This window comes from Paeniglutamicibacter cryotolerans, assembly GCF_014190875.1.
In the GTDB taxonomy this organism is placed as follows: Bacteria; Actinomycetota; Actinomycetes; order Actinomycetales; family Micrococcaceae; genus Paeniglutamicibacter; species Paeniglutamicibacter cryotolerans.
On record NZ_JACHVS010000001.1, the window covers coordinates 1,397,824 to 1,424,286 of the forward strand.

Consider the following 26,463-nt stretch of genomic DNA (forward strand, 5'->3'; position numbering starts at 1 on the left):
AACCCATGAAATCCATATAACGTTGTGGACATTCAAGGTCGCCCGAGGGTATTCCTCTCGAGGCAACGGTCATGGCCGAAGTGAGGAAGATTTTGTGATTGATATGGATCTCAAGGCACCACCGCGCAAGCTCCGATCGTGGGAAGCTGCTGCGTTGTCCATTGGCTTCATGGGACCGGTGCTGGCCATGGCACTGAATGGAATCGGCGTAGCGGGCCTGGTCGGAACTGCCGTCCCGCTGACATTTCTTGTGGCCTTTGCGGGCACCTGCCTGATCGCCTACGGCTTCGTCAGGTTGACGCGGAAATTCAACCACGCCGGGTCCGTGTATGCGCTGGCCGGGCACACCATTGGCCCGCGCGCCGGATTCTTCGGAGGCTTCGCACTGCTGGGCACCTACTTGGCCTTTGCGGCCTGCACCCTTGCGGCGTGCGGGGTGTTCTTCGGCGCGTGGCTGGACCAGTCCGGCATCGCAAACAAGACTCCGTGGATCTTGGTCTCCGCGGCCGCCGGCGTCCTGGTCCTGCTGGCCAACCTGCGCGAATCACGGTTTGTCACCAGCATCCTGCTGGCCATCGGAGGAACCGGCATCCTGCTCATGCTTGGCCTGGGCGTCGTCATCCTCTACCAGGTCTCTACCGGTGCCGCTCCGGTTTCCGAACCGGCCGACCTCACTCCGTTCACGTTTGCAGGAACGACCCCGGGGATCATCATGACGGCCTCGGTCTTCGCTTTCCTCTCTTGGGCGGGCTTCGAATCCTGTGCCTCGCTGGGCGAGGAAACCCGCAACCCGAAGAAGGCAATCCCGCTGGCATTGGGCGGTTCGGTCGTGGGCGCCGGGATCATCTACGTCTTCATCATGTATGTCCAGACCGTAGGCTTCGGCAATTCCGCAGCGGGGGCCGCCGGGTTCGCGGCCTCCGAATCATCGCTCACCCAACTCGCGGCACAGTACATCGGCCCGGGCTACGCACAGCTGCTGGCATTCAGTGCCTTCGCCGTTGCCTTTGCCTCCACGCTCAGCTCCACGGCATCCGGTGCGCGGCTGGTCTTCGCCCTGGCACGTGACGGTTTCGGCCCGGCGTCTTTGGGAAAGCTCAACCCGAAGACCGGGACCCCGACCCGTGCCGTCGTAGCGGTGTTCGCCGTGACCCTGACGATGGCGCTGATCCTGTTCCTCAGCGGGGTCGGGGCCTTCGACAGCTACTACTGGTATGCGACGGTCGCCGTGTTATGCCTGCTCGTGGCCTACGGGACCACGACGGTCGGTGTGATCATGCACATCCTGCGCGCGGACTCCGGGATCCCGCGCTGGGAGCTGCTCATGCCGGTGCTGGGTCTGGCTTACCTCTGCTACGTCTTCTTCGTGCAGACAGTGGGGCAGGAAGCCCCCTACAGCTATTTCCCTTACATTGCGGCGGCCTGGTGCCTGCTGGGATTCATCGTGATCCTGGCACGGCCATCACTGGCCCGTTCCATCGGCGACCGCCTCGTCAACGAGCAGAACTAGGACTCCATGAACAACACAGAGCTGGCCTTCATCGCAACCAACGACCTTGGCGGGCAAACCCGGGGCCGGTCCATGTGGCTCGACGAGGTCGACCTGGACTCGGGCTGCGGCTGGGTCCCGGCAAACCTCGGCATTGGTCCCTTCGGAAAAATCATCGACGACAGTGGGTTCGGCTCGCAGGGTGACCTGCGCTTGGTCCCTGACCCTGCCTCCGCGACCCGTATCGAGGGCATCCCAGGGCGCCCGCCAATGACGCTATTCATGTCCGATATCAAACACACCGACGGCCGCGACTGGGCCTGCTGCCCGCGAAGCTTCCTGCGCGAAGCAATCAACGATTTCCGGACCGCCACCGGACTCGAGCTCTACGTCGCGTTCGAACACGAGTTCATGATGGTCAGCGACGAGGCTCCGGAGCCGCCGTTCTCCTTCCAGGCGCTGCGCCGCATGGAACCACTCGGGACCGGGCTGATGAACGTGCTCCGGGACGCAGGGATGGAACCGGAAACCTGGCTTCCCGAATACGGGGAGCACCAGTGGGAGCTGACGGTGCGCCCGAGCGACCCGCTGATGGCGGCCGATCGTGCGGTGATGCTGCGGGAGATCATCAGGGATTTCGCCCATGCCACCGGCCAGCGGGCCTCCTTCGCCCCGGTGCTGGAGCCCCAAGGCTCGGGCAACGGGGTCCACGTGCACTTCAGTTTCCGCGACGGCTCCGGTGCCCCGGCCATGTACGAGGCCGGCCGGCCGGGAAACATGTCGGCACTGACCGGCGCCTTCGCTGCCGGGGTGCTGGGCCATGCCAGGGCGCTGGTTGCGCTGTCGGCTCCGAGTGATATCTCCTACCTGCGCCTTGCTCCGCACAACTGGTCCTCCGCCAGTTCCTTCCTCGGAGAACGGAACCGGGAAGCGCTGCTGCGCATCTGCCCGACCATCGAGATCGCCGGACGAAACCCGGAAAGCCAGTACAACCTCGAATTCCGGGCCGGCGATGCCACGTCCAACCCATGGATCCTGCTGGGCACCTTGATTCGCTCGGGCCTGGACGGAATCCTTCGCGAACTGGACACCCCGTTCATCGTCGATACCGAACTCGAAGAGCTCAACGACGAGCAGCAGCAGGCCGCGGGCATCACGCCCCTGCCCAGCAGCCTGCCTGACGCACTGGCGGCGCTTGCGGCCGATGAGACCGTCTCCGGCTTCTTCGACCCGCAGCTGCTGGCCCTGCACCATGCCATTAAGGCCGATGAGATCCGGCAGCTGGCCGGACTGACCGACACGGAAAAGTGCGCCCGGTACGCCGCCGCGTACTAGGCCGCACAGCCCCTCCGGAATTCACTAAGGAACCACTCATGCCAGATATCTTCTTCGACCCCGCACTCGATCCGCTGACCGCCGGACCGCTGGTCGACCACCACTGCCACGGGGTCATCTCGCGGCAGATCGACCGGGTCGAGTTCGAGAACCTTTCCACCGAATCCAACTGGGCGCCCCCGGCTGGCAGTACGGTCTTCGATACTCAGCTGGGGTTCCTGATCCGTTCCCGCTGCGCGCCGCTGCTCGGCCTTCCGGCCCACGCCGCGCCCGAGTCCTACCTTGCCCGCCGCGCAGAACTCGGTGGTGCGGAGGTGAACCGGCGTTTGCTGTCCGCATCGGGAATCGGGACCTACGTCATCGAGACGGGCTACCGCGGGGATGAGATCACGACACCTGCCGAAACCGCGGCGCTGACCGCTGCCGGAAGCGCAGAAGTCCTTCGACTGGAGCGTCTGGCTGAACAGTTGCTGGATGAGGGAGTGCCCGCCGATGATTTCATTCGCCGGTACGACGATGTGCTGGCAGAAGCCGCTGGACACGCCGCGGGCTTCAAATCCATTGCCGCCTACAGGATAGGGCTGGATTTCGATCCCGCAGCCCCCGAGCACGAGGAGGTCCTGGCCGCCGTGATCCGATGGCGGGATGCCACGCCACAAGGCGAAAGTGCCCGGTTGCAGGACCCCGTGATCATCCGGCATCTGCTGGAGTGTGCCACGAAGCTCGGACGCCCGCTGCAATTTCACATCGGATACGGCGACGACGACGTGAATCTGGACCGCTGTAACCCGTTGCTGCTCACCGATTGGCTGCGCCGGATCCAGGACCGCGGGTCCGCGGTCATGCTGTTGCATTGCTACCCGTATCACCGGGAAGCCGGCTACCTGGCCCACGTCTTCCCTCATGTCTACGCCGATGTCGGACTTTCCCTGAACTACACCGGTTCACGGGCTACCGCGGTCCTGGCCGAATTCCTAGAGTTGATCCCGTTCCACAAGGCACTCTTTTCCTCCGATGCGTTCGGTCTGGCAGAGCTCTATCATCTGGGAGCCGCGTTGTTCCGTCGAGCCTATGGCGAGGTGGTCCGTCCCTGGATCGCCTCGGGAGACTGGTCGGCAGAAGATGCGCGCCGTGTCTTTGAGATGATCGGCTGGCGCAATGCCGAACGCGTCTATCGGCTAACGCGCCCATGACGACCACCAGCAGTGAAGCGATGCTTCGGGTGCTCCACGCGACGCTGAACATGGAGCTGGACGCCGAGCTGGAGCTGGGCATCGAGCTGCGGCACAGGGCACACGCAGAGCCATGCCTGTCCGGCGAGGAGGGGCCGGCGTCCGCGCTGCTGGCCAGGTACCTGCCAGGTGAACCCGAACCGGTGGCAGGAACGGGTTTCAGCCTGCGCGTGGGACCCGCCCAGGGAGTATCGATCGGTATCCGCACCGAGCTCGACGCACTGCCGATCGTCGAGGAAACGGGTGCGGAATTCGCCGCGTCGAACGGTGCCATGCATGCCTGTGGGCACGATGTGCATCAGGCGGCATTCGTCACCTTCCTGCGGGCAGCCTCCCGGGTCGACCTTCCGGTGGGGATTCTGGGCATTGCCCAGCCGCGTGAGGAAACCTACCCCTCTGGGGCAAAGGACGTTGTCGACTCGGATCTTTTCGAACGTCATGACGTGGCCCGGATGCTCGGCGTCCACGTCCATCCGGGCCTTCCTGCGGGTAAGGTCTCGACCGGGGCGGGCGGAATCAACGCATCTGCCGACGAATTCCTGGTGCGCATCGACGGACGCGGAGGGCACGGCGCCTATCCGCACACTGCGGTAGACCCGGTGCCGGTTGCGGCTCGGACCACGTTGGCGCTGTATGAAATACTTCGTTCGACCATTGATCCGGTCAACACCGCCACGTTGACCATTGGTCAGCTCGTGGCCGGTTCCGCCGCGAACGTTATTCCCGATACTGCCGAAATCAGGGGAACGGTGCGAGCCATGACCCCTGCCGACCGGGAGGCACTGCATGAGGGCATCGGACGGGTGTCAACGCATCAGGCTGCTTCGGCAGGTGCCACGGCGCAGGTGCTGGTGACTCGCGGTGAACCTGTCTTGTTCAACGATCCCGCGCTGGTGGCCGACCTTGACCCCTGGATCATCCGTTCCGGGATCGGGATCGTGGAACCGCTGCGTAGTTGCGGTGCCGATGACTTCTCATTCTTCACCGAACGGCTGCCCGGGGTCATGGCCTTCCTCGGTGTGGAATGCCAGGTCGCCGGGCAACAACCACCCCTGCACTCAAGCACCTTTCTTCCGGTTGATGAGACAGTCGACCAAGTGGCACGGTTGTTCGCGGCCATGTACGTGGGTGCTGTCGCCGGGTTGGCCTAATCTGGTGGAATGATCGAAAACGCACCTTGTCCCTGTCTCTCGGGAGATTCCTACGATGCCTGCTGCGGCAGGTTCCACACCGGGTATCTTCAGGCGGGGGACAAGTTCCGCTGGCCGGGTACCGCCGAGGCCCTGATGCGCTCGCGCTACAGCGCCTTTGCCAAGGGGGAGGCCGACTACCTGCTGGCCACCTGGCACCCGGATACCCGGCCAGGTTCGCTGGAACTCGACGGGGAGATGGAGTGGAAGCGGCTGGACATCCTCGATGTTCGCAAGGGTGGGCCGTTCGACTCGGAGGGCGTGGTGCTCTTCGAGGCGCGCTACCGGCTCGGCGGGGAACGCGGCGTTCAGCGGGAAGAGAGCAGCTTCCGGCGCATCGACGGTCGCTGGTACTACCTCGACGCCGTCGACTGAGCCGGCCCGCCGGAAATGGAAAAACGCTGCCCGGCAACTCGCCCCTGGAGGGGAGTTGCCGGGCAGTGTCGGTTCATCGGCCGGTTAGGCGCTGATGACCTGCGGCACGCCCAAGGCCTTGAGTCCGGCGACGCCGAATTCCAGACCGTAGCCGGACTGCTTGATGCCGCCGAACGGGATCAGCGGGTGCACACCGCCGTGCTTGTTGATCCATACGGTGCCTGCTTCGAGGCGGGCAGCGACTTCGCGGGCCTTGGCCTTGTCAGAGGACCAGACCGAGGAGCCGAGTCCGACCTCCAGGCCGTTGGCCTGGGTCAGGACCTCGTCGAGGTCCGTGTACTTGATGATCGGCAGCGCCGGGCCGAACTGTTCCTCGGCGACCAGCGGGTTGTCGTTGTCGATGTCGGCGATCAGCGTGGTCGGGTAGAAGTAGCCCTTCTGCTCCGGGTCCGGGTCTCCACCGAGCAGGACGCGGGCGCCGGAATCCTTTGCTGCCTGCACGAGGTTCGCGACGATGTCGAACTGGGCCTTGTTCTGGACCGGGCCGAGCACGTTTGCCTCGTCGGTGCCCACGCCCATCGGCATGGCCTTGGCGACGAGGGTCAGTTCGTGGCAGACATCCTCGTAGATGTCCTCGTGGACGTACAGGCGCTTGAGTGCGGCGCAGGTCTGGCCGGTATTGATGAAGGCGCCCCAGAACAGGTCCCCGGCGATGGCCTTCGGATCGGCGTCCGGCAGCACGATGCCGGCGTCGTTGCCGCCCAGTTCCAGGGTCAGGCGCTTCACCGTGTCGGCGGAGGAGCGGATGATGGCCTTGCCGGTGGCAGTGGAGCCGGTGAACATGACCTTGCCGATGGCCGGGTGCGAGGACAGTCGCGCACCGACCTCGCGGTCGCCGGCAACAACCTGCAGCAGGCCAGCGGGAAGCACCTGGTTCATCACGGCGGCCAGGGCCAGCACGCTGAGCGGCGTGTATTCGGAGGGCTTGACCACGATGGTGTTGCCCATGCGCAGCGACGGGGCGATCTGCCAGATCGAAATCATCATCGGCCAGTTCCACGGGCCGATGGCACCGACGACGCCGATCGGGCGGTAGTGCACCTCTGCATGGTTTTCGCCGTCATCGACGACGACCTCGGGCTCCAGCTCCAGGGCGGCGGCGGTGCGCAGCCATGCCGAGCAGCCGCCGACCTCGAAGCGGGCGTTGGGGCCGTTGAGCGGCTTGCCCTGTTCTCGGGTGAGCAGCTGGGCCAGCGCCTCGGCGGAGGCATCGATGGCATCGGCTGCGCGCACCAGGATCTCGGAACGCTCGGCGTGGGACTTGCTGCCCCAGGCAACCTGCGCCTGCGTTGCCGCAGCCACTGCCGCGTCGAGATCGGCAACGCCGTGCACCGGCGCATGGCCGACGATCTCGCCGGTGGCGGGGTTCAGGATTTCACGCGAGGTCGCGGTGGTGGGGGCAATGGCCTCAAGCAGGGTTTCCAGGGTTTCCATGTGACTTCCTTACCTGCCGCTGGTGCGGCGTGATCTGGCACTCGTTACTGCGGTTCTTCCTAGTATGGACGTCCTGATGGATTGCCCCCTTGACTTAGCGCGCAGTGAACTTGTCATTGCACGCACAGTTGGCTTGCGGTGCGCGGAATGCCCCGGGCCGCGGATGCGTTGAGAGGAGAACGGGGTCCCGCCCGGGCCGTGCTCGCGAAGGCCCCCGGGAAAGGCCAAGGCCAATCAAATGAACGGGTTGAAGCCATGAACCACTCGATGAAGGCAGTTTCCTACCGGGCCTACGGCGGGCTCGACGTGCTTGAGCTGGGCGACCGTCCAATGCCCCGGCTCTCACCTGGTTCAGTGCTCATCAAGGTGCGCGCGGCAGCCGTGAATCCGGTGGATTGGAAGATCATGGCAGGTGGCCTGGACCCCATCATGGACGTGCATTTCCCCGCCGTGCCCGGTTGGGACGTTGCCGGTGTGGTGGAGGCCGTGGGGTTCGATACCCCCGAGTTCTCCCCGGGGGACGAGGTGTACTCCTATGGCAGGCGTGATTCGGTGGGCGAGGGGACGTTTGCCCAGTACGTGGTGCTGCCGGCAGGCATCGTGGCGCACAAACCAGCCGAGCTGGATTGGGAACACGCGGCGGCACTGCCTCTAGCCGGGCTCACCGCCCAACGCACGCTCGATGCCCTCGGCTTGGGAGCCGGCGACACGCTGCTGGTGCACAACGGCTCGGGCGGGGTGGGCGGTTTCGCCATCCAGTTGGCGGCGCATGCCGGGGTCCGGGTCATTGCCACGGGATCCCCGGCCAGCCATGACAGGCTGCGCCGGCTCGGGGCCGAGCCCGTTTCCTACGGTCCGGACCTGGTCGCGGCGGTGCGTGTGCTGGCCCCCCACGGGGTGGCCGGCGTGGCCGACTTCATCGGCGGCGTGCTGGACCAGACCCTTGCCGTACTGGATGCGGAGGGGCGCCATGCCTCGGTGGCCGATTTGACGGTGGTCGCCCATGGCGGGCGTAATATCTGGGTGCGCCCGGATGCCCGGGAACTGGATCGGCTCTCTGCCCTGGTGGAGCAGGGCAAGCTGAGCATCGAGATCTCCGCAAGCTATCCGATGGAGCGGGTCGCAGATGCCTTCGCCGCCAGCATGGCCGGCAAGGCTGCCGGCAAGATCGTGCTGACACCGTTCAGCGCGTAGGAGCCGGGCGGGCCTAGCTGTGCTCCGGCGCGAACAGGGGCGCGTCGGGTTCGGCTTGGCGAAAGCGGCACCCCCAGGGTGCGTTGTTGGCTGGGTGCAGGATTTTTCTGCGGGTCAGTGGCCGACGGCTGCGGATTGCATATGCCCCCAGCAATGCCCCATGGATCTCCCCGCAATCCCCGCGAGGACAGGAGGAGCGCTTACCGGGCTCGTTCGACTGATCCGCGGTGGGCAGGAAAGCCTGCGAGAGGACAAGGCCAGCAGCAAGCATTGTGCCCGAGCCGCCGCCACGGAGTGTTTGCCCAGGCTCCGCACTTGATGTGCGTCAGCGTCTGGCGGAAATACGTCCCTGCCGTACTTTCCGAAGCATCGATAGGCTCAGCTCTATGGATACCCCAAGCACAGCCCAGATCAGCGCGCATGGAAGCGCGAATCCGCCGAGACTGGTGTTCCTCGCGAGCCTTTCCATTGAGGTTGCCACGCCGATAGAAGTCGGTCCCACGCTTGAGGGGACCCGCCGGGTCATCCCCATCCAGGGAGGAACGGTCAGCGGCCCCCGGCTCAATGGACGCATTCTCCCGGGAGGGGCCGACTTCCAACTCCTCACATCGGATACGCTCACCGAGCTCGAGGCGAAGTACGTCATCGAAACCACCAGCGGGGAGCGGATCTATGTGGCGAACTTCGGCCTGCGCACCGGGACGCCGGAGGACATTGCGGCACTCGTCCGCGGTGAGGAAGTTCCCCCGGAACGCATTTACTTCAGGTGCACGCCTCGACTGCTTTCCGCGGGTGAAGAATGGGGTTGGCTAGCCTCCAGAATAATCCTCGGTGTGGGCACCCGGCTCCCCACCGAAGTCCGGCTAGAGCTATGGATTGTCGAATAGCCCGGGCGCGCAGTTGCCGGTGAACCCGGAAATCCGGGAAACCGGCCTCGGGGTGCAGCGCTTATCGGTCCAGCGTGACGGTGCGCAGGTCCAGCCGGCGCAGCACACGGTCCACGAGCTCCGGGTCTGCGCCCGGTTCGTTGCGGGCCGCGAGCATTTCCTTCCGTGCGGAGTCCAGGGCCTCGCGCTGCACGTCGTCCATGATGGTCAGGATCCGCTTGATGCGCAGCATCTTCTCCGGATCGTCCTGGAAATCGCTTTCGAGGATGGTGTGCAGCGAGGACATGCGCCTGGCCAGGGCCTGGCGGCGTTCCAAGGGTAGGTGGGTGGCCGAGGGGGAGCGCTTCATGGCCTCCAGCGCTGCGCGTTCGGCCCGTCGGGCCAGGTGGCGCTCGGCCTTTTCCTCCTGGGCGGCATCGTTGGGCAGCTTGAGCTTGCGCATGAGGGCCGGCAGGGTGAGGCCCGGGGCGACCAGCGTGACCAGCAGGACCGCGCTGGCGCAGGTGATGATGAAGTTGCGTCCCACCAAAGGCTGCCCGTCGGCGAGGGTGCTGGGCAGTGCGAGGGCCAACGCCAAGGTGGCCAGGCCTCGCATGCCACACCAGGTCAGCACCAGCACTTCCTTCAGCGAGCCCGGTGTGCGGGTGCGCTTTTCGGCACCGCCGAGCTTGTAGATTCCCATCATCCACGCGAACCGCACCACTACCACCGCCGTGCAGACGGCGGCGATTCCCGGGACGAAGGTGAGGATGTTCCTGCCCTCGTCCTGCAGGATGTAGCGCATTTCGATGCCGACCAAGCCGAAAGCGACGCCGGTGGTGAGCAGCTCGACCACGTCCCAGAAGGCGGTGCGGGTGAGGCGTTCCTCGGAATCCTGCGGGCGTGCGCGGCGGCCGAGCTCCAGCGCGGTGACCACGACCGCGACGACGCCGGAGAAGTGCACCTCTTCGGCCAACAGGTAGACGGCGTACGGGGCGACCAGGGTGGTGGCCGAGCGGGCGACGAGGTTCGGCACGAAGCGGTTCAGTGCGCCCACCAGCCAGGCCATCGCCAGTCCGAGCACCACGGCGCCCGCGGCGCCGATCAGGAACCTCGGGGCGACTTCCCACCCGACCTCGCCGCCGCTGACCATGGCGGCCACCGCGGCCTGGAAAATCACAATGGCCATCGCGTCGTTGAACAGGCCCTCGGTCTGCAGCACGGTGATCAGCCGCCGGCGCATATGCACCTTGCCGGCGATGGCCTCCACCGCCACCGGGTCCGGCGGGGCCACGATGGCGCCCAGCGCGATGGCCGCCGGTAGTCCGATGCCCGGAACCAGCAGCCAGGTCACCCCGGCCACCACGGCCGTGGTGGCGACGATCAGCAGTACGGCCAGTAGCACCAGCGAACGCCAGCGGAGCTTGAAGATCGACCAGGAGCTTCGTTGCGCCGCGGCGAAGAGCAGCGGCGGGAGGAAGAGCGGAAGGATCAGTTCCGGCTCGATGTGGACCTCCGGAATGAAAGGGAGGAAGGCGATAAGGGCCGAAAATACCAGCATCAGGATCGGATAGGGCAGCCTGATGCGCTCTCCCAGCCCGACCACCAACACCGTTCCGAAGAGCAAGCCGACAAGGAGGATCAAGAATTCCATGGTGTATGCCTTTCCTGCACCAGTTTTTCATAGCCTGGCCGGAGCGGCGAAAGGATGTTGCGCGGTTACTCCCGCGCCCGGGGCGCCGGCGCCGTGCCGCGCGGGCTCAGGCCAGTGCCTCGGCGACCACGGCAAGCCGGGAGCGCAGGACGGAGGCCCTGTCGGCGAAGTCCTTTTGCGCCCGGACGTAGGCGGCTTTTCCTTCCGGGGTTTCGATCCGGATCGCCTCGTGGCCCCAGTCCGAGAGGTCGTACGGGGAGGCCCGCATATCCATGGTCCGGATCTCCCAGGCCAGTTCAAAGCAGTCCATCACCAGCTCGCTGGGCACGGCGGGGGTGAGCTTGTAGGCCCACTTGTACAGGTCCATGTTGGCGTGCAGGCAGCCGGGCTGCTCCAGCTCGCGCTGGGTCTCGCGGGTCGGCCGCAGCTCGTTAAGTTCGATGGCCTGCGGGGCATAGAAGCGGTACGCGTCGAAGTGGGTGCACTTGATCTTGTGCGCCTCGACTACCTGATCGGTGCCGGCGGAGCCCAGGCGCAGCGGCAGGTACTCGTGCCGGATTCCGTTTTCCTGCGACTTGTAGGCCATCGCCCATTCATGCAGCCCGAAGCAGGAAAAGTTTCCGGGACGGGCTGCCGTGCCGGACAGGATGATGCGGGCGAAGTCGATGGCCGGGCCGCGGGCCGCAGCAAACGCGTCGGCATCGAACATCACGCCCGGCTCCCCGGTGTCCGGGTCGGCATCCGGGCCATAGTACTTCCAGCCGAGCCGTTCGGTCGCTGCCCCGCCGGTGAGCAGCACGCCCCGTCCCGGATGCCAGCGGGCCAGCGCTCCGGGCTTCTGCGTGTAGTAAGTGAAGAGGAAATCCTCGATCGGGTGCCGTTTCCCGGTATTCCGGCGTTCGACGAAGGGCACGGAAAAGCGTTCGCTCCGGGAGCGGTGCGCCGCGGCCAGCGGAAGCCACGCCTCGGGGACCATGACGCGTACGGGGGAGGGAATCACGCCTTCCATTATCCGGCATCGGGCGTCGTTGGCTGGCCCGGCAGACGCGGAGGGGCGGGCACCGCCGGCGAAGGAAGGTGCCCGCCCCGTGGCGGAAGGCATGCGCGGGTTAGCGGCCGGTGCCGCCGTAGACCGTTGCATCCTGCTCGGCATCGAGGTCGAACGCCGCGTGGACGGCGCGCACGGCGGTGTCCAGCTTGTCCGCGTCGGTGACGATGGAGATGCGGATTTCCGAGGTGGAGATCATGTCGACGTTGACGCCGGCCTGGTGCAGCGCCTCGAAGAAGGTGTAGGAGACGCCCGGGTTCGAGCGCATCCCGGCTCCGACCAGCGAGAGTTTGCCGACTTTCTCGTTGTAGGAGATGTCCTCGAAGCCGACATCGGCCTGCGCGGCACGCAGCGCCTCCTGCACATGCTTGCCATCGACCATCGGCAGCGTGAAGGAGATGTCGGTGCGGCCGGTGCCGGAGGTGGAGATGTTCTGCACGATCATGTCGATGTTCGCGTGCGCGCCGGCGATGATCCCGAAGATCTGCGCCGCCTTGCCCGGGATGTCCGGGACACCGACGATGGTGACCTTGGCTTCGGAGCGGTCGTGGGCGACGCCGGAGATGATGGGCTGTTCCAAGGGTTCTCCCTCTTGAATCTTGATCTGGTCATCGGGGCTGGGCAGGACCCAGGTTCCCTCATTGGTGCTGAACGAGGAGCGCACATGCAGCGGCACCCCGAAGCGGCGGGCGTATTCAACGCAGCGCAGGTGCAGGATCTTGGCGCCGGAGGCGGCCATCTCGAGCATTTCCTCGCTGGAGATCGTATCGATCTTTTGCGCGGCCGGGACCACGCGCGGGTCCGCGGTGTAGATGCCGTCGACGTCGGTGTAGATCTCGCAGACGTCGGCGCCGAGCGCCGCCGCCAGGGCGACGGCGGTGGTGTCCGAGCCGCCGCGGCCCATCGTGGTGATGTCGTTCGATTCCTTGCTCATGCCCTGGAACCCGGCGACGATGGCCACATAGCCGCGGTCGATGGCCCGGCGCACGCGCTGCGGGGAGACCTCGATGACCCTCGCCTTGCCGTGGATCGAGTCGGTGAGCACTCCGGCCTGCGAGCCGGTGAACGACGCCGCCTTCGCGCCGAGCCCGTCGATGGCCATCGCGAGCAGCGCCATCGAAATGCGTTCGCCGGCGGAGAGCAGCATGTCCATTTCGCGGGCGGGTGCCTCGTCGGTCAGTTGGTTGGCCAGGTCGAGCAGCTCATCGGTGGTGTCGCCCATGGCCGAGACCACCACGACGACGTCGTTGCCCTCGGCCCGGGTGTCGATAATCCGACGGGCCACGCGTTTGATGCCCTGGGCATCCGACACGGAGGATCCGCCAAATTTCTGGACAATCAGGCTCATGCGTACGCACACTCCACTGCTGGGGTTTGGATGGGGTCCCGGTTTCCGGGGTCAGCCCAGTCTAGCGAGACGGCGCGCCGCGCAGGGACTTCGTGACCGGGGGCAGTCACAAACGGGTCATAAATTGCCCATCCGCTGGTCAATCGGCGGGGTCGGCAGTGACATCGTTGGGCACGGTGTCCAGCGCAAGGCCCTCTTCCCGGGCAGTCGTTGGAGTCGGAGCACATGCTTTCCGGGGCGGCCAGCTACTGCGTGAGCATGGACCGGCGGCCCTCGAAGGCCCGGCCCAGGGTGATCTCGTCGGCGTACTCCAGGTCCCCGCCCACGGGCAGCCCGGAGGCGAGCCGCGAGATCTCGATGCCCAGGGAACGCATGGTGCGGGTCAGGTAGGTGGCCGTCGCCTCGCCCTCCAGGTTAGGGTCGGTCGCGATGATGACCTCCTGGATCCGGTCGTCGGCGAGCCGGGTGAGCAGCTCTCTGATGTGAAGCTGTTCCGGGCCGATGCCACCGATCGGATTGATGGAGCCACCGAGCACGTGGTAGCGCCCATGGAACGAGCGCGTGCGCTCGACCGCCATCACGTCCTTGGACTCCTCCACGACGCACAGCACCGTGGGATCGCGGCGGTCGTCGCGGCAGATGTTGCAGGTGTCCTGCTCGGAGACGTTGAAGCAGACGGCGCAGAACTTCACCCGCTCCTTGACCACGCGGATCGCCTCGGAGAGCCGCAACATGTCATCGGCGTCGGCATCCAGGATGTGGAAGGCGATGCGCTGGGCGGACTTCGGTCCGATGCCGGGCAACCGCCCGAGCTCGTCAATCAGGTCCTGGACTGCACCTTCGTACACGGTAATTCACACTGCCTTGGCTGGATCACGATGAGGACTGGGGAATGATGTTGCCTTGATGGTCGCGCTCTTCGATCAGGCGCCCGTTGAGCAGGCGCTCGATGGCCGGGCGGCCGACCACGCCGGATTCTTCGATGGCGATGTCATCATCGCTGGGGATGTCCTCGACGTACTTCGATTCTACGGCCCGGCCCGGCTCCGGGGCGCTTGGCGCGTTGCCCCAGGTCCCCGGGGACGTTGCCGAGCTGTCGGGTGCCGTGCCGAACGCCGGACCCGGCTGCTCCGGTGCGAACGCCGAGGCGAATCCGCCCGATGCCGCAGGTGCCGAAGCTCCCGGGCCCTGGTTCATCAGGCGCTGGTAGCGGCTGACCTTCTGGCCCGGCCGGGTGTCGGAAGCAGCTGCCGGGGGCAGCGGCATGGTTTCCTGATTCGGTTCCGGTGCGGCCCACGTGGGGATGGCCATCGGTGCCGAGGAGCGGGGGGCCGATGCCGCGGTGTCCACCGGCGAGCCAGAACCGGCCGACACGGCAGACGCGGCAGACCCGGCCGGACCCGCGAATCCTGCCGGTGCCGGTGCGACGGGCAGGTCCTGCTCGCCCAGTGGCAATGCCGGCCCTGTGGTCGGGGAGGGCCGGGCTGCCCCCGGTGCCGGGAGGGAGGCCCCGGGGGCTCCTCCGGGTGCGGGGAACTCCCATTCCGGTACGGGCACGTTGTCCGCGCTCCAGTCGCCGGCGCCGTCATCCCAGGGTTCGTCGCCGAAATCGGGCTCCGGCCCGTAGCCCGGGTCCTCTTCGGTCGGGGCGGACGCCGGTGCAGGACCCCGGCGTCGGGAAGGTGCCGCAGCGGCAGGTGCCGGGGCAGCTGGAACGTCCTGAACGACCGGGGAAGCGGGGCTGTCGGCCTGCAAGGCGGGAGCCGGTACCGCAGGAACAGGAACGACCGGTCGCACCGTCTGTTCCGCGGGCGCGGGAACGAGAGGCGCAGGGGCCTCCGGGGGCTGCGTGGCAGCAGCCATCGGAACCGGGGCGGCGGCAGATGCCGGGGCCTGCGCGGTGGCGGGGCCATCGGGCGTGGTGGTGGGAACGGACCCCGTCGGGCGCGCTGAAGTCAGTGGAGTTACGGTCGAAGGCGCCGCCGGCTCCCGCCGGCGGTCAGCTTTTGGGCCCGAACCACCCGCCGGAGCGGTTCCTCCCGCGGTAATCACCAGTTGGCAGTCGACGCCGGTTACCCGGTTGATGCTCTGGCCAAGCAGCATCACGTTCTCCTGCTTGGCGGTGAAAGCGGTCAGCGCGCCGGTGTGGGCGAAGGAGACGGTGAGCGTGCGTCCGTCGTAGCCGGTCGGCGACGCATTGGGCTGGACCATCATCCAGAGGAACTTCTTCGCGTTCTTCAGGTCCTCGAGGATCTGCGGCCAGGCCTGCTGGAACGGTTCGATGGAACCGCCGGAGGCCGGGCCCCGGGTGTGCGCTTCGGGTGCGGGTGTCTGGGTGGCGGTGTCAGGGGCCTGCGGCAGGTCCGGCGGGGCCTGCTGTTGGGCCTGGCGCGCAGCGGCCGCGGGAACCTGGTCGACCTCGGGCGCGACGCGTTCCGGGACGATGCTGAACTGGGGAACCGGTGCGGCGGCCGGGGCGGGGGATGCCGCAACGGATGCGGCCGGGGTGCCGGTTGCCGGTTCCTGCTGCATGTCACCCCAGTCGCTGCCCCACTCGGCGTCGTTGGACGCGGGATCCGGTTCCGGGGCAGCGGGTTCCTGAGCCGTGGCCTCCTGAACCGCGGGTGCGGGATCTGCCGGGGAGGGCGCGGCCGACGGTGCGGGGCCGGTAACCGGTTCCGCACTGGCAGCGGGTGCGGTCGCGGGGACCGGTTCGGGTGTCGGGGCGGGGGTCCCCGGGGCTGCCGCAGCCGGCTCGCCGGCAACCTGTTGGCGGGCGGCACGCAGTGCCTCGCGCACGGCCGCTGCTCCACCGCCGAGGGGGGCCGAAGCCGAATCCCGGTCGAATCCGCCGGAGCCGTCGTGGGGGATCCGAGGAGCCGTGGCATCGACGGGGTCCGGTGCGGACCCGGTGGCGCCGGCCGCCATCGGGACGCCCGATGCCAGCAGGCGTTCGACCCGGTCGATGCGGGCGTTGATGCCGCGCTCGCCGGAATCGGTGGCGGGAAGCAGTAGCCGGGCGCAGAGCAGCTCGAGGTGCAACCGGGGCGAGGTGGCGCCGGTCATTTCGGTCAGCGCGGAGTTGGTGACATCGGCTGAACGGCTCAGCTCGGCCTGGCCGAGGTTCGCGGCCTGGGCCTGCATGCGCGCCAGCTGGTCCTCGGGAAGCCCGCGGATGATGCTGGCGGCGTTCTCCGGAACGGCCTTGACGATGATCAGGTCGCGGAAGCGCTCGAGCAGGTCCTCGACGAAGCGGCGCGGGTCGTGCCCGGTCTGCACTACCCGGTCCACGGCACCGAAGATGGTTGCCGCGTCGCGGGTGGCGAGCGCCTCGAGAACGTCATCGAGCAGCGAGGAGTGGGTGAAGCCCAGCAGCGAGACGGCCAGCTCGTAGTCCATCCCGTTTTCTCCGGCACCGGCCATCAGCTGGTCGAGCACCGAGAGCGAGTCGCGGACCGAACCGCCGCCGGCGCGGATCACCAGCGAGAGCACCCCCGGTGCCACGGCGACGGACTCGGCATCGCACAGGTGCTGGAGGTAGGCGTGCAGCGGTTCGGGCGGGACCAGCCGGAACGGGTAGTGGTGGGTGCGCGACCGGATGGTGCCGATGACCTTGTCCGGCTCCGTCGTCGCGAAGATGAACTTGATGTGTTCGGGTGGTTCTTCGACGATCTTCAGCAGCGCGTTGAAGCCGGCAGGGGTGACCATGTGGGCCTCATCGATGATGAAGACCTTGTAGCGGTCGCGCACCGGGGCGAAGGTGGCGCGCTCGCGCAGGTCGCGGGCGTCATCGACGCCGCCGTGGGAGGCCGCGTCGATCTCGATGACATCGAGTGATCCGGGGCCGCCGCTGGCCAGTTCCACGCAGCTGGGGCAGGTGCCGCACGGGGTCGGCGTGGGGCCCTGCGCGCAGTTCAGGCAGCGGGCAAGGATGCGGGCAGAAGTCGTCTTGCCGCAACCGCGGGGCCCGGAGAAGAGGTAGGCGTGGTTGACGCGGTCCTTCGAGAGCGCTGTCATGAGCGGTACGGTGACGTGTTCCTGCCCAATCACGTCCCCGAAATTATCGGGACGGTATCGACGGTAAAGGGCTGTACTCACACCCTCCAGCCTATCAGTCGGGGGACCCCCGGATCCCTTCCGGATTCCCGCCCGATGGCTACCGGCCGGACGGGGCTGCCGAATGGATCCAGGGCGCGCGCGGCAGCGCCGCGGGGTCGAACGCGGCAAGCGCCGCGGGAAGCGAAGAGGTGGGAAGGTTCAGCGAATCCAGGATCTGCGCACGCACCTGTGCCGCAGAGGTTCCGGCCAGTGCCAGCTGCGCCAGCGTCACCGCCCCGTCACGCTTGGCCAGGCGCGCGCCGGCGGCATTCAACGCCAGGGGGACGTGCGCGTATTCCGGTGCCCGATGGCCTAGCAGCGACGCCAGATAGGCCTGCCGTGGAGCGGAGGAGAGCAGGTCGTCCCCGCGCACCACCTGATCGATGCCCTGGGCCGCGTCATCGACGACGACTGCCAGGTTATAGGCCGGAACCCCGTCGTTGCGCAGCACCACGAAATCATCGACGGCCCCGGTGTATTCCCCATGCAGCAGGTCGGTGATGGTGAACTCGGTGGGCTCGGTGAGCAACCGCCAGGCGGCGGGCCGGACCTCGCGTTTGGCGGCGCGCCGGGCTTCGTCCAAGGTCCTGCAGGTGCCGGGGTAGGCGCCGGGTGCCGCGTGCGGGGCCGATGCGGCCTCTGCGATGTCGCGCCGGGTGCAGAAGCACTCGTAGAGCAGGCCCCGGGCCCGCAGCTGCCCGATGGCATCGTCGAAGAGGTCCAGGCGCTCGCTCTGGCGCACCACATCCCCGTCCCAGTCGAGTCCGATGGCGGCCAGGTCGTGCAGTTGTCCGGCCTCGGCTCCGGCCCGGGCGCGGTCCAGGTCCTCGATGCGCAGCAGGAAACCGCGGGAGCTGGAGCGGGCGAAGAGCCATGCCAGGATCGCTGTGCGCAGGTTTCCCACATGCAGGTCGCCCGAGGGGCTCGGGGCGAATCGTCCTGCTCCCATGGCCGCTCCTCGTCGTTTGCTGCGGAGACGTTAAAGGCCCCCCACGCACCTGCCAGAGCCCGCTTACCCTTGCTACCTTCCGGTCCTGGGGGAGTTCAGCGCGATGACACCACGTGGGGGGCCGTGAACCAGCATACCTGAAAAGCGGCACTGCCCGGGAACCGGGTTCAGCCGGGGGTCCCGCGGCCGGGATCGCGGTCGGCGTCCGGGCAGGCGGCCGGGGCCCCGGGTTCCCGGCCCGGCTCCGCTTCGGCACGGTCCTGCGGGGCTTCCGGGTGGACCTCTGCGGGGTCCCAGCCCAGCGCCTTGCGCGATGCGGCGTCCACCTGTGTTCCGGGGGGAAGCATCGGCTGCCGGAAGGGACCTAGTGCATCGGCCTGTTCCGGGACGTCCAGCACCACGACCCCGTGCGGGGAGCGCCACTGGAGCACACCGTTGCCGCGGTGCACCACCTCCCACCCCAGTACGTGCTTGTAGACCTGGTGCCGCCGGCAGAGCAATTGCGCATTGCCTGCCGAGGTCCGCCCGCCGGTGCCCCACGGCTCGATGTGGTCGAACTCGGTGAGTTCGGGGATCCTGCGGCAGCCGGGCATGCGGCAGTGCTCGTCGCGCAGGCGCAGGTAATCGCGCAGCGCCCGGTTGGGCCGGTAACTCTTGCGCCCCAGATCCAGCATGGCTCCGGTCCACGGGTCGGTGAGGATGCGTTTGAGCGAGGGAGCCCGGGCCGCGAGGCGCAGGGCGGCGCCGATCGGGATCGGCCCGTAGCCCTGCAGCTGTGCTATCCCGCGTTCCGGATTGCACAGCAGCTCAAGGGCTGGAATGCTCAGTCCGACGAAAAGCCCCCGTCCCCCGACCGGGGCACCGGGCCAGCCCTCGAGCACCGCATCGCGGAAGACGTCGGCCCGCAGCTGGCCCAGGTGCCGGCGTTCCTCGGGATCGCGCAGCGAGTTGGCGTGCACGCCCACCGTGTTGAAGATCGCCAGTACCTCCTCGGCCGGGAGGTACGCCTGCAAGATGGCCATACCGTCCTCCTCCGGCCACCAGGTCAGGGAGCGGCCGAGCTCGGCCCGGGAGCGGCGGTCGGTGATCGGCTCCGGGTGCAGCCGTTCGCGCTGGCGCTTGATATGCCGGGCCATGGAGGCATCGGACAGGGTCCCGGCCAAGCCCAGTGCCGACTGTCCTATCCGTCGTGCCGTCTCCCGAGGAAGCCCGCCGGTCTGCTTGACCAAGGTCGCGGCGGTGCGCCCGGTCATGTCGCCGCGGTAGAGGGCCAGCAGGGCGTCGTCGTGGACGTAGCGAAGTCCTTCGGCAACGGCCAGCGCGGAGAAGGCGCCGCGTTCGGAGGTGCGCAACGACAGCGCCGCTTCGGCCACCAGTGAGGAGCGGTTCAGGCCCCGGTCCAGACGCGAGAGCGGGTAGCCGTGCTCCTGGGTCCGCCCGTCGCCGGCGAATAGCGTCGGGTTTTGCTGCGCAAGCGGGGTGCTCAGCCCGCGCTGGACCATCTCGTGCGCATCGGCCAGCAGCGTCGCCTCCAGTCCGTCGAGCATCGAGCGGATCCGTCCGATGGCCGCCAGCTGGGCCAGGGAGCAGGCCGGTTCCGCCGGGGCCTCGGCGGCGGCGAGGTCGGCGACGGCCCTGGCCAGCGGCCCGGTGGACAGGCGGCGTTCAACTCCCATCAGCCAGGGCCCCTCGTCGGGGGCGAAATAGCGGGAGCCAGCCGGGGGGACGGACGCCTCGTCGGGCTCCGCCGCCGGTTGGTGAGCTGCGTATTTTCCCATGGGTTCATTCCAGCACCGCTGGGAGGGTGCGCCGGAAGGGGGTACTCCTTGGTGTGCATAAGCGGTGATTGGTTGTGCGGGGGCGGCATCGCCCGGTTTTCCGGGGCTTGCGGGATGCCAGTGAGCCCGATTCGTCGTTCGGGAAAATCTCCGCTATGCTGGTACCTGCTCTAGCAGCTACATGGAGGATTCGCCTAGCGGCCTATGGCGCACGCCTGGAACGCGTGTTGGGTTAACGCCCTCAGGAGTTCAAATCTCCTATCCTCCGCGGATACGATTCCGGCCCCGAACAAGGAAACTTGTCCGGGGCCGGAAGCGTTTAATCACGCACGACGTCCCCCGGTGGTCGCGCCGTTCGGGTATCGGCGGGGCTCATCGCGGCCGGGACTCGGCCGTCCACAAGGTAGAATCGCATTTCAACCCCGGGTCGCTTTACCCGGTGAAGTGTCTGTCGTGGGAGCAAGCATGGGTGTGGAAGATCGCCGGGTCGCCGTGGTCGTCGAAGACGATGAGGACATCCGCGGGCTCCTGGAAGCGGTTTTGCAGCAATCGGGGTTCCTCGTCCACTGTGCATCCGGTGGCGCAAGCGGCGTCGACATGGTCCTCACGCACCAGCCTGAGCTGGTCACCCTCGACCTCGGCCTTCCGGATATCGATGGTTTCGAGGTGGCCCGGCGCATCCGCGGCATATCGGATGCCCACGTGCTGATGCTGACGGCGCGCGCCGAGGAGATCGACATGGTGCTCGGGCTTGAATCCGGCGCCGATGACTACATGACCAAGCCGTTCCGCCCACGTGAGCTTCGAGCCCGGGTGGAAGCGATCATGCGCCGGCGCCATGGTGCTCTCAAGCGCGAGCAGGCTCCCGAGCCGGCCCCGCCGCTGGACGGGCAGCCCGACGTGCCCACTAATCCGGCGGAGGCGCCCGGATCCGCGGTGGAGCCGCTGCTGGAACTCAACGGCCTGTGCCTGGCCGTCCACTCGCATTCGGTAATGGTCGACGGGGCCGAGGTCGGCCTGACCCCCACCGAGTTCCTGCTGTTGAAGACGCTGCTCTCCGGCGGCCGGCGGGTGCACGCGAAGGCCGATCTGGTGCGCAGGCTGCGTGATGAGGACATGGACGCGGGAACATACGTGTCAGCGTCCGATGGCCGTGCCGTGGAGGTGCATTTGGGAAACCTGCGCCGCAAGCTGGGCGACAGCGCCCACGATCCGCGCTGGATCGAAACGGTGCGTGGGATCGGCTACCGTGCGGCGGCACGGCGCCAGACCCTCCGCACCTGCGGACCTAGGACGGAGTCGGCCACACGCCGGACAGGAACCGTTTCAGGTCCCTGACGGTGCGTGGCCCGATCTCCCTGACCTGTTCCAGCAGTGCAAGCTGTTCGGCTGGATCATCGTGCGCGAAGGCCAGGTGCAGGGCGGTGGCGACGGCGCCGAGCCGCAGGGCACCGCTCATGCAGGCGCTGGACTTCAGCGATAGCGCGGCATCCAAGCCCGCATCCCCGTCGTGATCGCGGATGGCCGCCTCGAGCTTGCAGATGCGCGCGGGCAGCATGGAGATGAAGCGGCATAGGAAAAGATTTGTCGTTTCGGTTCCGACGTTGACCATCAGGGTGTGCACGGTTCCCGAACACACCAGCTGCTGGCCCGGGGCGAAGACGACTGACATGAGTTCCAGTATTGGTGCCGATGCTCAGCATCCGCCCCACGGTTTGCGCAAGATCTGCTCAAGTTTGCCGTGGGATCTTGGGTAAACCTTGTGGCAATGTTTGCGTCGCCCGATGTCGGAACTTGATCCGGTGCGACCACACTAGTGGAGTAGCAACAACGGAATTCCGCTGATGGCGGTCGCCGGAAGTCGCAGGGTTCTTGGGGGATCCAGCGGCTTGGCCGGTGTGCAGCTGGTCGTTACAGCTTGAGGGTTGTGGCGGCCATTGCCAGGTGTTTAAGCGGCGAGTCCGAGGCCATCGACCGGCTTCCCGGCCCATTGGCTGCTATGCGGGAACCGTTAGCTCGGCCGAGCGCAGCGGCAGGTGCACGGTAAAGGTGCTGCCTACGCCGGGGGCGCTGGCGACCTCGATCTGCCCGTGGTGGGCGGCCACCAGCTCCCGGGTGATTGACAGCCCCAGGCCCGCCCCGGGAACCGCGGCCCGGCGCGCAGAGTCGGTCCGGTAGAACCGGGTGAAAAGCAGGGCCAGTTCGTCCGGGTTCATGCCCCGGCCGGTATCCCGAACCCGCAGCACCGCCTGCTCCGGGCCTGCCTCCAAGCTCACCGTCACCGTCCCGCCGGAACAGGTGTATTTCAGCGCGTTGGAGATCAGGTTGTCGGCGATCTGGGCCACGCGCAGTGGATCCGCCAGCGCCACCAGCATGGCGGGCAGCTCGGACACCAGCTCGATGCCGGCCACGGCGGCATGCGGCCTGGCCGATTCGATGCTCGCCAGGACCGTCTCGGAGAGGTCCATGTCGGTGAACCGGATTTCCCGGAGGACCGATGCGGAGGTAAGCAGGTCGTTGACCAGGTGCAGTAGCCGGTTCGAGTTCCGGGTGGCCACCGCCAGGTGCCCGGCGGCTGCGGCGGGAAGTTCCGGGTCATCGGCAACCAGCTCGAGGTAGCCGATGATCGATGTCAGCGGCGTGCGCAGTTCGTGGCTCACGCTGGAGAGGAACGCGTCCTTGGTATTGAGCGCATCCATCACGTCGCTCACGTCGTTGAAGATCACCACGGAGCCGGAATGCTCGCCCTGTGAGTCGCGCAAGCTGCGGGCCGAGGCGTTGAAGGCCCGCTGCCGGCCCGTTTCCCCGGCCCAGAACAGCTGGTTGGAGAATTCCTGGCCCAGGATGGCCCGGCGCACGGGCCGCTGATCCGCGGGCAGCGGATCCGGCAGCGGGCGCCCGGCTTCGTCGCTGCCGAACAACAGCATCTGGGCCTCCGTCGGATCCGGGTTGTCCTGCGGGATGCCCGAGCGGTGCTGTTGTCGCTGGAGCTCGTTCATCAGCATGTCGTTCCCGTCGCGGTCCACCACCACAACGCCGACGCTGACCGCGTTGAGCACCGCATCGAGCAGTGCGGCCTGCTGCCGGCTGGAGTCCAGCGCGGCACCCAGTTCACGGTCCTTGGACATGCGGCCGGCCTCGATCAGGACCGTTGTCACGGCCAGGGCGAAGATGACGATGGGTATCATCATCGGCCGCATGAGGTTGATGGGGGTGAGTCCCCGGCCCGAGTGCCAGACCTGCAGCCAGATGGCGGCCAGCGGGAACACCAGGGCTATGGCCAGCGTGGTCCGGGGAAAATATCCGGACCACGCAAGCCAGAAGACGGGGAAGGCTAGGAAGAGCGACATCCCGTTGAGCACGCCGAAGGTGCCGATCCCGATCAGCATGACGGCGAACAGGTTCAACGCCGGTAGCACCAGGTGCCAGCGCGGATCCCTCAATTCCCCCCCCCACGGCACCACCCAAGACAGCACGGTGATGGCGGCGACCGATGCGACGCCGGAGGCGAAGAACGGGTCCTTGAACAAGCGATCCGGGTCTACGGCCAGGGCCAGCAGGCAGCTCAGCAGCGTGGCCAGCGTGAGTGGAAGCTGCGAGAGTACCACCTTCTTGCGTAGCGAGAAGTGGTGAATCGGGCGAGTGCGAACCAGATTCCTGACCCTGCTCAGCAGCTGTGACATGCGTGGGATCCACCTTGGAGATTGAATGAGGGGGGCTGGAACTGCCCGGTTCCAAGTTCTTCGATTGTACGTGTGCTGGGCTGGGGGGACGCAGTGTGGTGAACTGGTACCGCCTCGGCACGCCGCCGGCGCCAAGCCCGGAAGCGTCACCAACTGCATCTGAAAGGTCGGCCTGATCCATGGGAAACCTGCTCGCAACGGAGATCACCTTCAACGACGGAAGCGTTTCGACGCTCGAGCAGTTCGCTGGAAAGGTCCTGCTAGTGGTCAATGTGGCGTCTGAATGCGGGTTCACCCAGCAGTATGCGGGGCTTCAGGAGCTTCATGAGACCTACCGGGACAGCGGCCTGGAGATCCTCGGGGTGCCCTGCAACCAGTTCGGCGGCCAGGAGCCTGGTACAGATGCCGAGATCGCTGCCTTCTGCTCCTCGACGTTCGCTGTCAGCTTCCCACTGACCGCCAAGACCGATGTCAACGGCGAAAACGCCCATCCGCTGTACCGCCAGCTGACCGCCTACCCTTCGGGCGAGGTGCGCGATGTGAAATGGAACTTCGAGAAGTTCCTGGTCAACCGCGACGGGCAGATCGTCGGTCGGTTCGGTTCGGCCGTCGAGCCGCTCTCCGAGGAGCTCGACGCGGCGGTGCGGGCAGCCCTGTGACGCCGGTGGCCCGCACTGCCGCCACCGGTCAGCCCAGCAGCGATCGCCAGTGGCGCAGGAAGGCCAGCCCGGCATCGTCATGGATGGTGGATTCCGGTTCGCCCAGTGTTGCGGCCGTCAGAATCGGGTAGGCCTTGGCCGGGACCCCGTCCGCCGGGCGCACATCGACATGGCTGACCTCATGCCCGTGGTGGTGCAGCCAGTCGGCCATGGCGTAATCGGTGCGTGAATCTCCGACGGTGTACCAGGCAGCGGGCAGGATCCCGTCGGCGGCAAGCAGCTCACAGGCCCTGGCGGCTCCGAGGTCCTTGCCGAGCCGCACCGATTCGATGTCGGTGGAGATGATGGTCGGGTCCACCCGGTAGTTGATGGCGTCGTCGCCGTCCGGATGGTGCGCGTCGAGCCTGGCGGCACCGAGCCCGTGCCGGGCCATGGCAGCGAGCGCATCGGCGTCGAAGTGCTGTTGCTCGGCCCGGTAATCGAGGTTGGACACGTCGATGTGCTGTTCCACCGAGACCATGGAGCGCTTCGTCTCGTCGAAGAACATGTGTGCGCAGTAGTGCTCGGCGACCAGCTGGCGGATGTCGGCTGCATACGCGGAGGGTACCGACAGCTCATGGTCGATGTGCACCATGCCGGGCCCGTCGGCGGTGAAACTGAACCAGGTGGCTCCCTTTTCACAGATGGCATGGATGCACAGGCCCGCCAGCATGCCAGCGGCGATCATCTGGTCCATGACCTGCTGCTTGATGAAGTCGTCAGAGCGCCCGGTGTTGAAGATGACGGGGATCCCGGCTACCGCCAGTTCCAGCAGCAGCCCGATGATCTCGGGCTTCACGTCGCGGGTGACGGGGCTCGCGATGGGCCCGTCGACGTCGAGGAGCAGGGCAAAGGCGGGGGTGGCGGTCATGCATCAATGATCCCAGCTTTCGCAGCGCAAGTGGTTCCCGGTGGCGGGCCTGGTGCCTAGCGCGCCAGCTGCGGGTAGTGGATCCGGGCGGTTTCCGGGTGGGCCCGCAACCAGCCCTTGAGCACGTTCGCCCCGTAGGAGGAGAGCATCGGGTTGGTCGGGTCCTCGGAGACGCCGCGGGCCTCGGCCGCCAGCTCGTCGGATAGCGGGATCGGTGCGATCACGGCATCGAGCCGCGGAGAGTAGAAGAATGGAACCGAGTAGCGGTCAACGCCGGGCGCCGGGGCCGTGACCCGGTGGATGGTGGCCATCAGGTAGCCGTTGGTGGCCACCTCGAGCATCTCGCCGAGGTTCACCACCAGGGCGCCGGGAATCGGATCGACCTGGATCCAGGCTTCCTGACCGTAGGGTTGGACCTCCAGCCCGCCCACAGCGTCCTGCAGCAGCAGGGTGATGAAGCCGTAGTCGGCGTGCGCTCCGACGCCCTGGGTCCCGGCCTCCGGGACCTGCCCGCCGACGTAATGCACCAGTTTGCCCATCCATGCCGGGACATCGGCGAACGGTTCGTCGAAGTAGTGCTCGTCGAACCCCAGCCCGACGGCCAGCGCGGAGAGCAGTTCCCGACCGACCGCATTCATCAGTGAAGCCCAGTCCATGGCGGCATGCGCGAGCGCGGGATAGCCGGCCGGCCACTGGTTGGGTCCCTGAAGCCCCAAGTACGGGCGGTCTGCCGGTACCTCGGCCAGTGCCGCGCGCTCGGGACCGAAGTCGATCTGCTCGCGCGAATCGGCCCGGCCGCGGGTGATTTCCTTGCCCAGCCGCGTGTACCCGCGGAATTGGGCCGACGTCCTGTTGTCCAGCTCCAGCCGTTCGGCCAGCGGGAGCTCGAAGAAGCCGGCAACGGTGTCCAGCAGGTTCTGCGCCTGCCCGGCCGACGCGCCGAAACCGGTGACTTGGAAGAAGCCGACGTGGTGCGCCGCGTCGCGCAGCCCGGCGATGAACCGGGGATCGAAGGAGCCGTCGGCGGTGCGCGCCGTGGAGAGGTCCAGGACCGGAACGGAGGTTCGTACTGTGCTCATGCTTCTAGCGTGCACCCGCCGGGCCCCCACGCAACAGGGGCCGTTACGCCAGGTTCCGTCGCATGACGGCATGCGTCCGGCA

General features: G+C 67.1%; 21 protein-coding genes, 1 tRNA gene and 1 other RNA gene. 10 read left to right on the plus strand and 13 right to left on the minus strand.

Annotation, left to right across the window (positions count from 1 at the left end):
- Positions 1-103: 103 nt before the first annotated feature.
- Genes E9229_RS06665 through E9229_RS06685 form a run of 5 tightly spaced genes read left to right on the plus strand, consistent with a single transcriptional unit; the run spans position 104 to position 5,621 of the window.
- Complete coding sequence (locus E9229_RS06665; protein ID WP_183511921.1) at positions 104-1,510, plus strand: APC family permease; 1,407 nt, start codon at positions 104-106, stop codon at positions 1,508-1,510.
- 6 nt (positions 1,511-1,516) lie between these two features.
- On the plus strand, positions 1,517-2,824 hold the full coding sequence (locus tag E9229_RS06670) for a type I glutamate--ammonia ligase (RefSeq protein WP_183510484.1): 1,308 nt from the start codon (positions 1,517-1,519) through the stop codon (positions 2,822-2,824).
- A 38-nt stretch (positions 2,825-2,862) separates the two neighbouring features.
- Positions 2,863-4,017: an amidohydrolase family protein gene (locus E9229_RS06675; RefSeq protein WP_183510485.1), complete on the plus strand. Its 1,155-nt coding sequence runs from the start codon at positions 2,863-2,865 to the stop codon at positions 4,015-4,017.
- The gene (locus E9229_RS06680; protein WP_221184395.1) at positions 4,014-5,207 is read left to right on the plus strand and encodes a M20 metallopeptidase family protein; all 1,194 of its coding nucleotides are present in this window, start codon (positions 4,014-4,016) and stop codon (positions 5,205-5,207) included. Before E9229_RS06675 ends, E9229_RS06680 begins: the two co-directional genes overlap by 4 nt.
- 9 nt (positions 5,208-5,216) lie before the next feature.
- Positions 5,217-5,621, plus strand: a complete 405-nt coding sequence (locus tag E9229_RS06685) for a YchJ family protein (RefSeq protein WP_183510486.1) — start codon at positions 5,217-5,219, stop codon at positions 5,619-5,621.
- 84 nt (positions 5,622-5,705) lie between these two features.
- On the opposite strand, the gene E9229_RS06690 is transcribed toward E9229_RS06685, so the two are convergent.
- Positions 5,706-7,115 carry an aldehyde dehydrogenase family protein gene (locus tag E9229_RS06690; protein WP_183510487.1) on the minus strand — a complete coding sequence of 470 codons (1,410 nt, stop codon included), beginning with the start codon at positions 7,113-7,115 and terminating at the stop codon, positions 5,706-5,708.
- Between the two features lie 255 nt (positions 7,116-7,370).
- Here E9229_RS06690 and E9229_RS06695 point away from each other — a divergent pair, with 255 nt between their 5' ends.
- On the plus strand, positions 7,371-8,309 hold the full coding sequence (locus tag E9229_RS06695; protein ID WP_246380386.1) for an NADP-dependent oxidoreductase: 939 nt from the start codon (positions 7,371-7,373) through the stop codon (positions 8,307-8,309).
- 386 nt (positions 8,310-8,695) lie between these two features.
- Complete coding sequence (locus tag E9229_RS06700) at positions 8,696-9,196, plus strand: DUF3237 domain-containing protein (protein WP_183510488.1); 501 nt, start codon at positions 8,696-8,698, stop codon at positions 9,194-9,196.
- A gap of 61 nt (positions 9,197-9,257) precedes the next feature.
- Here the strand turns inward: E9229_RS06700 and E9229_RS06705 are convergent, their stop codons facing one another.
- The 8 genes from E9229_RS06705 to E9229_RS06740 form a co-directional block, all read right to left on the minus strand.
- On the minus strand, positions 9,258-10,829 hold the full coding sequence (locus tag E9229_RS06705) for a Na+/H+ antiporter (protein WP_183510489.1): 1,572 nt from the start codon (positions 10,827-10,829) through the stop codon (positions 9,258-9,260).
- Between the two features lie 106 nt (positions 10,830-10,935).
- Entirely contained in the window at positions 10,936-11,838 is a 903-nt protein-coding gene (locus E9229_RS06710) for a 3-methyladenine DNA glycosylase (RefSeq protein ID WP_183510490.1), read from the minus strand.
- Between the two features lie 100 nt (positions 11,839-11,938).
- Positions 11,939-13,225, minus strand: a complete 1,287-nt coding sequence (locus E9229_RS06715; RefSeq protein WP_183510491.1) for an aspartate kinase — start codon at positions 13,223-13,225, stop codon at positions 11,939-11,941.
- Positions 13,226-13,470: 245 nt separating this feature from the next.
- The gene (recR, locus tag E9229_RS06720) at positions 13,471-14,073 is read right to left on the minus strand and encodes a recombination mediator RecR (protein ID WP_183510492.1); all 603 of its coding nucleotides are present in this window, start codon (positions 14,071-14,073) and stop codon (positions 13,471-13,473) included.
- Between the two features lie 25 nt (positions 14,074-14,098).
- Positions 14,099-17,323 carry a DNA polymerase III subunit gamma and tau gene (locus E9229_RS06725; RefSeq protein WP_183510493.1) on the minus strand — a complete coding sequence of 1,075 codons (3,225 nt, stop codon included), beginning with the start codon at positions 17,321-17,323 and terminating at the stop codon, positions 14,099-14,101.
- 58 nt (positions 17,324-17,381) lie between these two features.
- Positions 17,382-18,272 carry a tRNA glutamyl-Q(34) synthetase GluQRS gene (gene gluQRS / locus E9229_RS06730; RefSeq protein WP_183510494.1) on the minus strand — a complete coding sequence of 297 codons (891 nt, stop codon included), beginning with the start codon at positions 18,270-18,272 and terminating at the stop codon, positions 17,382-17,384.
- 29 nt (positions 18,273-18,301) lie between these two features.
- An RNA gene (gene ffs / locus E9229_RS06735) (signal recognition particle sRNA small type) lies at positions 18,302-18,398 on the minus strand.
- Between the two features lie 41 nt (positions 18,399-18,439).
- Complete coding sequence (locus tag E9229_RS06740) at positions 18,440-20,050, minus strand: HNH endonuclease signature motif containing protein (protein WP_183510495.1); 1,611 nt, start codon at positions 20,048-20,050, stop codon at positions 18,440-18,442.
- A 183-nt stretch (positions 20,051-20,233) separates the two neighbouring features.
- On the opposite strand from E9229_RS06740, the gene E9229_RS06745 reads away from it, so the two are divergent.
- Both E9229_RS06745 and E9229_RS06750 read left to right on the plus strand, forming a co-directional pair.
- A tRNA-Ser gene (locus tag E9229_RS06745) sits at positions 20,234-20,318 on the plus strand.
- 203 nt (positions 20,319-20,521) lie between these two features.
- Positions 20,522-21,388 carry a response regulator transcription factor gene (locus tag E9229_RS06750; RefSeq protein ID WP_183511925.1) on the plus strand — a complete coding sequence of 289 codons (867 nt, stop codon included), beginning with the start codon at positions 20,522-20,524 and terminating at the stop codon, positions 21,386-21,388.
- Here the strand turns inward: E9229_RS06750 and E9229_RS06755 are convergent.
- Together E9229_RS06755 and E9229_RS06760 are read right to left on the minus strand one after the other, a co-directional pair.
- Positions 21,339-21,722 carry an Hpt domain-containing protein gene (locus E9229_RS06755; RefSeq protein WP_183510496.1) on the minus strand — a complete coding sequence of 128 codons (384 nt, stop codon included), beginning with the start codon at positions 21,720-21,722 and terminating at the stop codon, positions 21,339-21,341. The genes E9229_RS06750 and E9229_RS06755 overlap by 50 nt on opposite strands.
- Before the next feature lie 325 nt (positions 21,723-22,047).
- On the minus strand, positions 22,048-23,733 hold the full coding sequence (locus E9229_RS06760) for a sensor histidine kinase (protein WP_183510497.1): 1,686 nt from the start codon (positions 23,731-23,733) through the stop codon (positions 22,048-22,050).
- A gap of 179 nt (positions 23,734-23,912) precedes the next feature.
- Between E9229_RS06760 and E9229_RS06765 the strand changes: the two genes are divergently transcribed.
- The gene (locus E9229_RS06765) at positions 23,913-24,392 is read left to right on the plus strand and encodes a glutathione peroxidase (RefSeq protein WP_183510498.1); all 480 of its coding nucleotides are present in this window, start codon (positions 23,913-23,915) and stop codon (positions 24,390-24,392) included.
- A 28-nt stretch (positions 24,393-24,420) separates the two neighbouring features.
- On the opposite strand, the gene E9229_RS06770 is transcribed toward E9229_RS06765, so the two are convergent.
- Together E9229_RS06770 and E9229_RS06775 are read right to left on the minus strand one after the other, a co-directional pair.
- Complete coding sequence (locus tag E9229_RS06770; RefSeq protein ID WP_183510499.1) at positions 24,421-25,302, minus strand: Cof-type HAD-IIB family hydrolase; 882 nt, start codon at positions 25,300-25,302, stop codon at positions 24,421-24,423.
- A 56-nt stretch (positions 25,303-25,358) separates the two neighbouring features.
- Entirely contained in the window at positions 25,359-26,381 is a 1,023-nt protein-coding gene (locus E9229_RS06775) for an isopenicillin N synthase family dioxygenase (protein WP_183510500.1), read from the minus strand.
- Between the last annotated feature and the right edge of the window lie 82 nt (positions 26,382-26,463).

What these genes read in the sequence shown, in the direction of transcription:
- E9229_RS06675 (WP_183510485.1), top strand. Translation starts at nt 2,863, where the DNA reads ATGCCAGATATCTTCTTCGACCCCGCACTCGATCCGCTGACCGCCGGA.
- E9229_RS06765 (WP_183510498.1), top strand. Translation starts at nt 23,913, where the DNA reads ATGGGAAACCTGCTCGCAACGGAGATCACCTTCAACGACGGAAGCGTT.
- E9229_RS06690 (WP_183510487.1), bottom strand. Translation starts at nt 7,115, where the DNA reads ATGGAAACCCTGGAAACCCTGCTTGAGGCCATTGCCCCCACCACCGCG.
- E9229_RS06760 (WP_183510497.1), bottom strand. Translation starts at nt 23,733, where the DNA reads ATGTCACAGCTGCTGAGCAGGGTCAGGAATCTGGTTCGCACTCGCCCG.
- E9229_RS06755 (WP_183510496.1), bottom strand. Translation starts at nt 21,722, where the DNA reads ATGTCAGTCGTCTTCGCCCCGGGCCAGCAGCTGGTGTGTTCGGGAACC.
- E9229_RS06680 (WP_221184395.1), top strand. Translation starts at nt 4,014, where the DNA reads ATGACGACCACCAGCAGTGAAGCGATGCTTCGGGTGCTCCACGCGACG.
- E9229_RS06670 (WP_183510484.1), top strand. Translation starts at nt 1,517, where the DNA reads ATGAACAACACAGAGCTGGCCTTCATCGCAACCAACGACCTTGGCGGG.
- E9229_RS06740 (WP_183510495.1), bottom strand. Translation starts at nt 20,050, where the DNA reads ATGGGAAAATACGCAGCTCACCAACCGGCGGCGGAGCCCGACGAGGCG.
- E9229_RS06665 (WP_183511921.1), top strand. Translation starts at nt 104, where the DNA reads ATGGATCTCAAGGCACCACCGCGCAAGCTCCGATCGTGGGAAGCTGCT.
- E9229_RS06770 (WP_183510499.1), bottom strand. Translation starts at nt 25,302, where the DNA reads ATGACCGCCACCCCCGCCTTTGCCCTGCTCCTCGACGTCGACGGGCCC.
- E9229_RS06700 (WP_183510488.1), top strand. Translation starts at nt 8,696, where the DNA reads ATGGATACCCCAAGCACAGCCCAGATCAGCGCGCATGGAAGCGCGAAT.
- E9229_RS06705 (WP_183510489.1), bottom strand. Translation starts at nt 10,829, where the DNA reads ATGGAATTCTTGATCCTCCTTGTCGGCTTGCTCTTCGGAACGGTGTTG.
- E9229_RS06715 (WP_183510491.1), bottom strand. Translation starts at nt 13,225, where the DNA reads ATGAGCCTGATTGTCCAGAAATTTGGCGGATCCTCCGTGTCGGATGCC.
- gluQRS (WP_183510494.1), bottom strand. Translation starts at nt 18,272, where the DNA reads ATGGGAGCAGGACGATTCGCCCCGAGCCCCTCGGGCGACCTGCATGTG.
- E9229_RS06695 (WP_246380386.1), top strand. Translation starts at nt 7,371, where the DNA reads ATGAACCACTCGATGAAGGCAGTTTCCTACCGGGCCTACGGCGGGCTC.
- E9229_RS06685 (WP_183510486.1), top strand. Translation starts at nt 5,217, where the DNA reads ATGATCGAAAACGCACCTTGTCCCTGTCTCTCGGGAGATTCCTACGAT.
- E9229_RS06775 (WP_183510500.1), bottom strand. Translation starts at nt 26,381, where the DNA reads ATGAGCACAGTACGAACCTCCGTTCCGGTCCTGGACCTCTCCACGGCG.
- E9229_RS06710 (WP_183510490.1), bottom strand. Translation starts at nt 11,838, where the DNA reads ATGGAAGGCGTGATTCCCTCCCCCGTACGCGTCATGGTCCCCGAGGCG.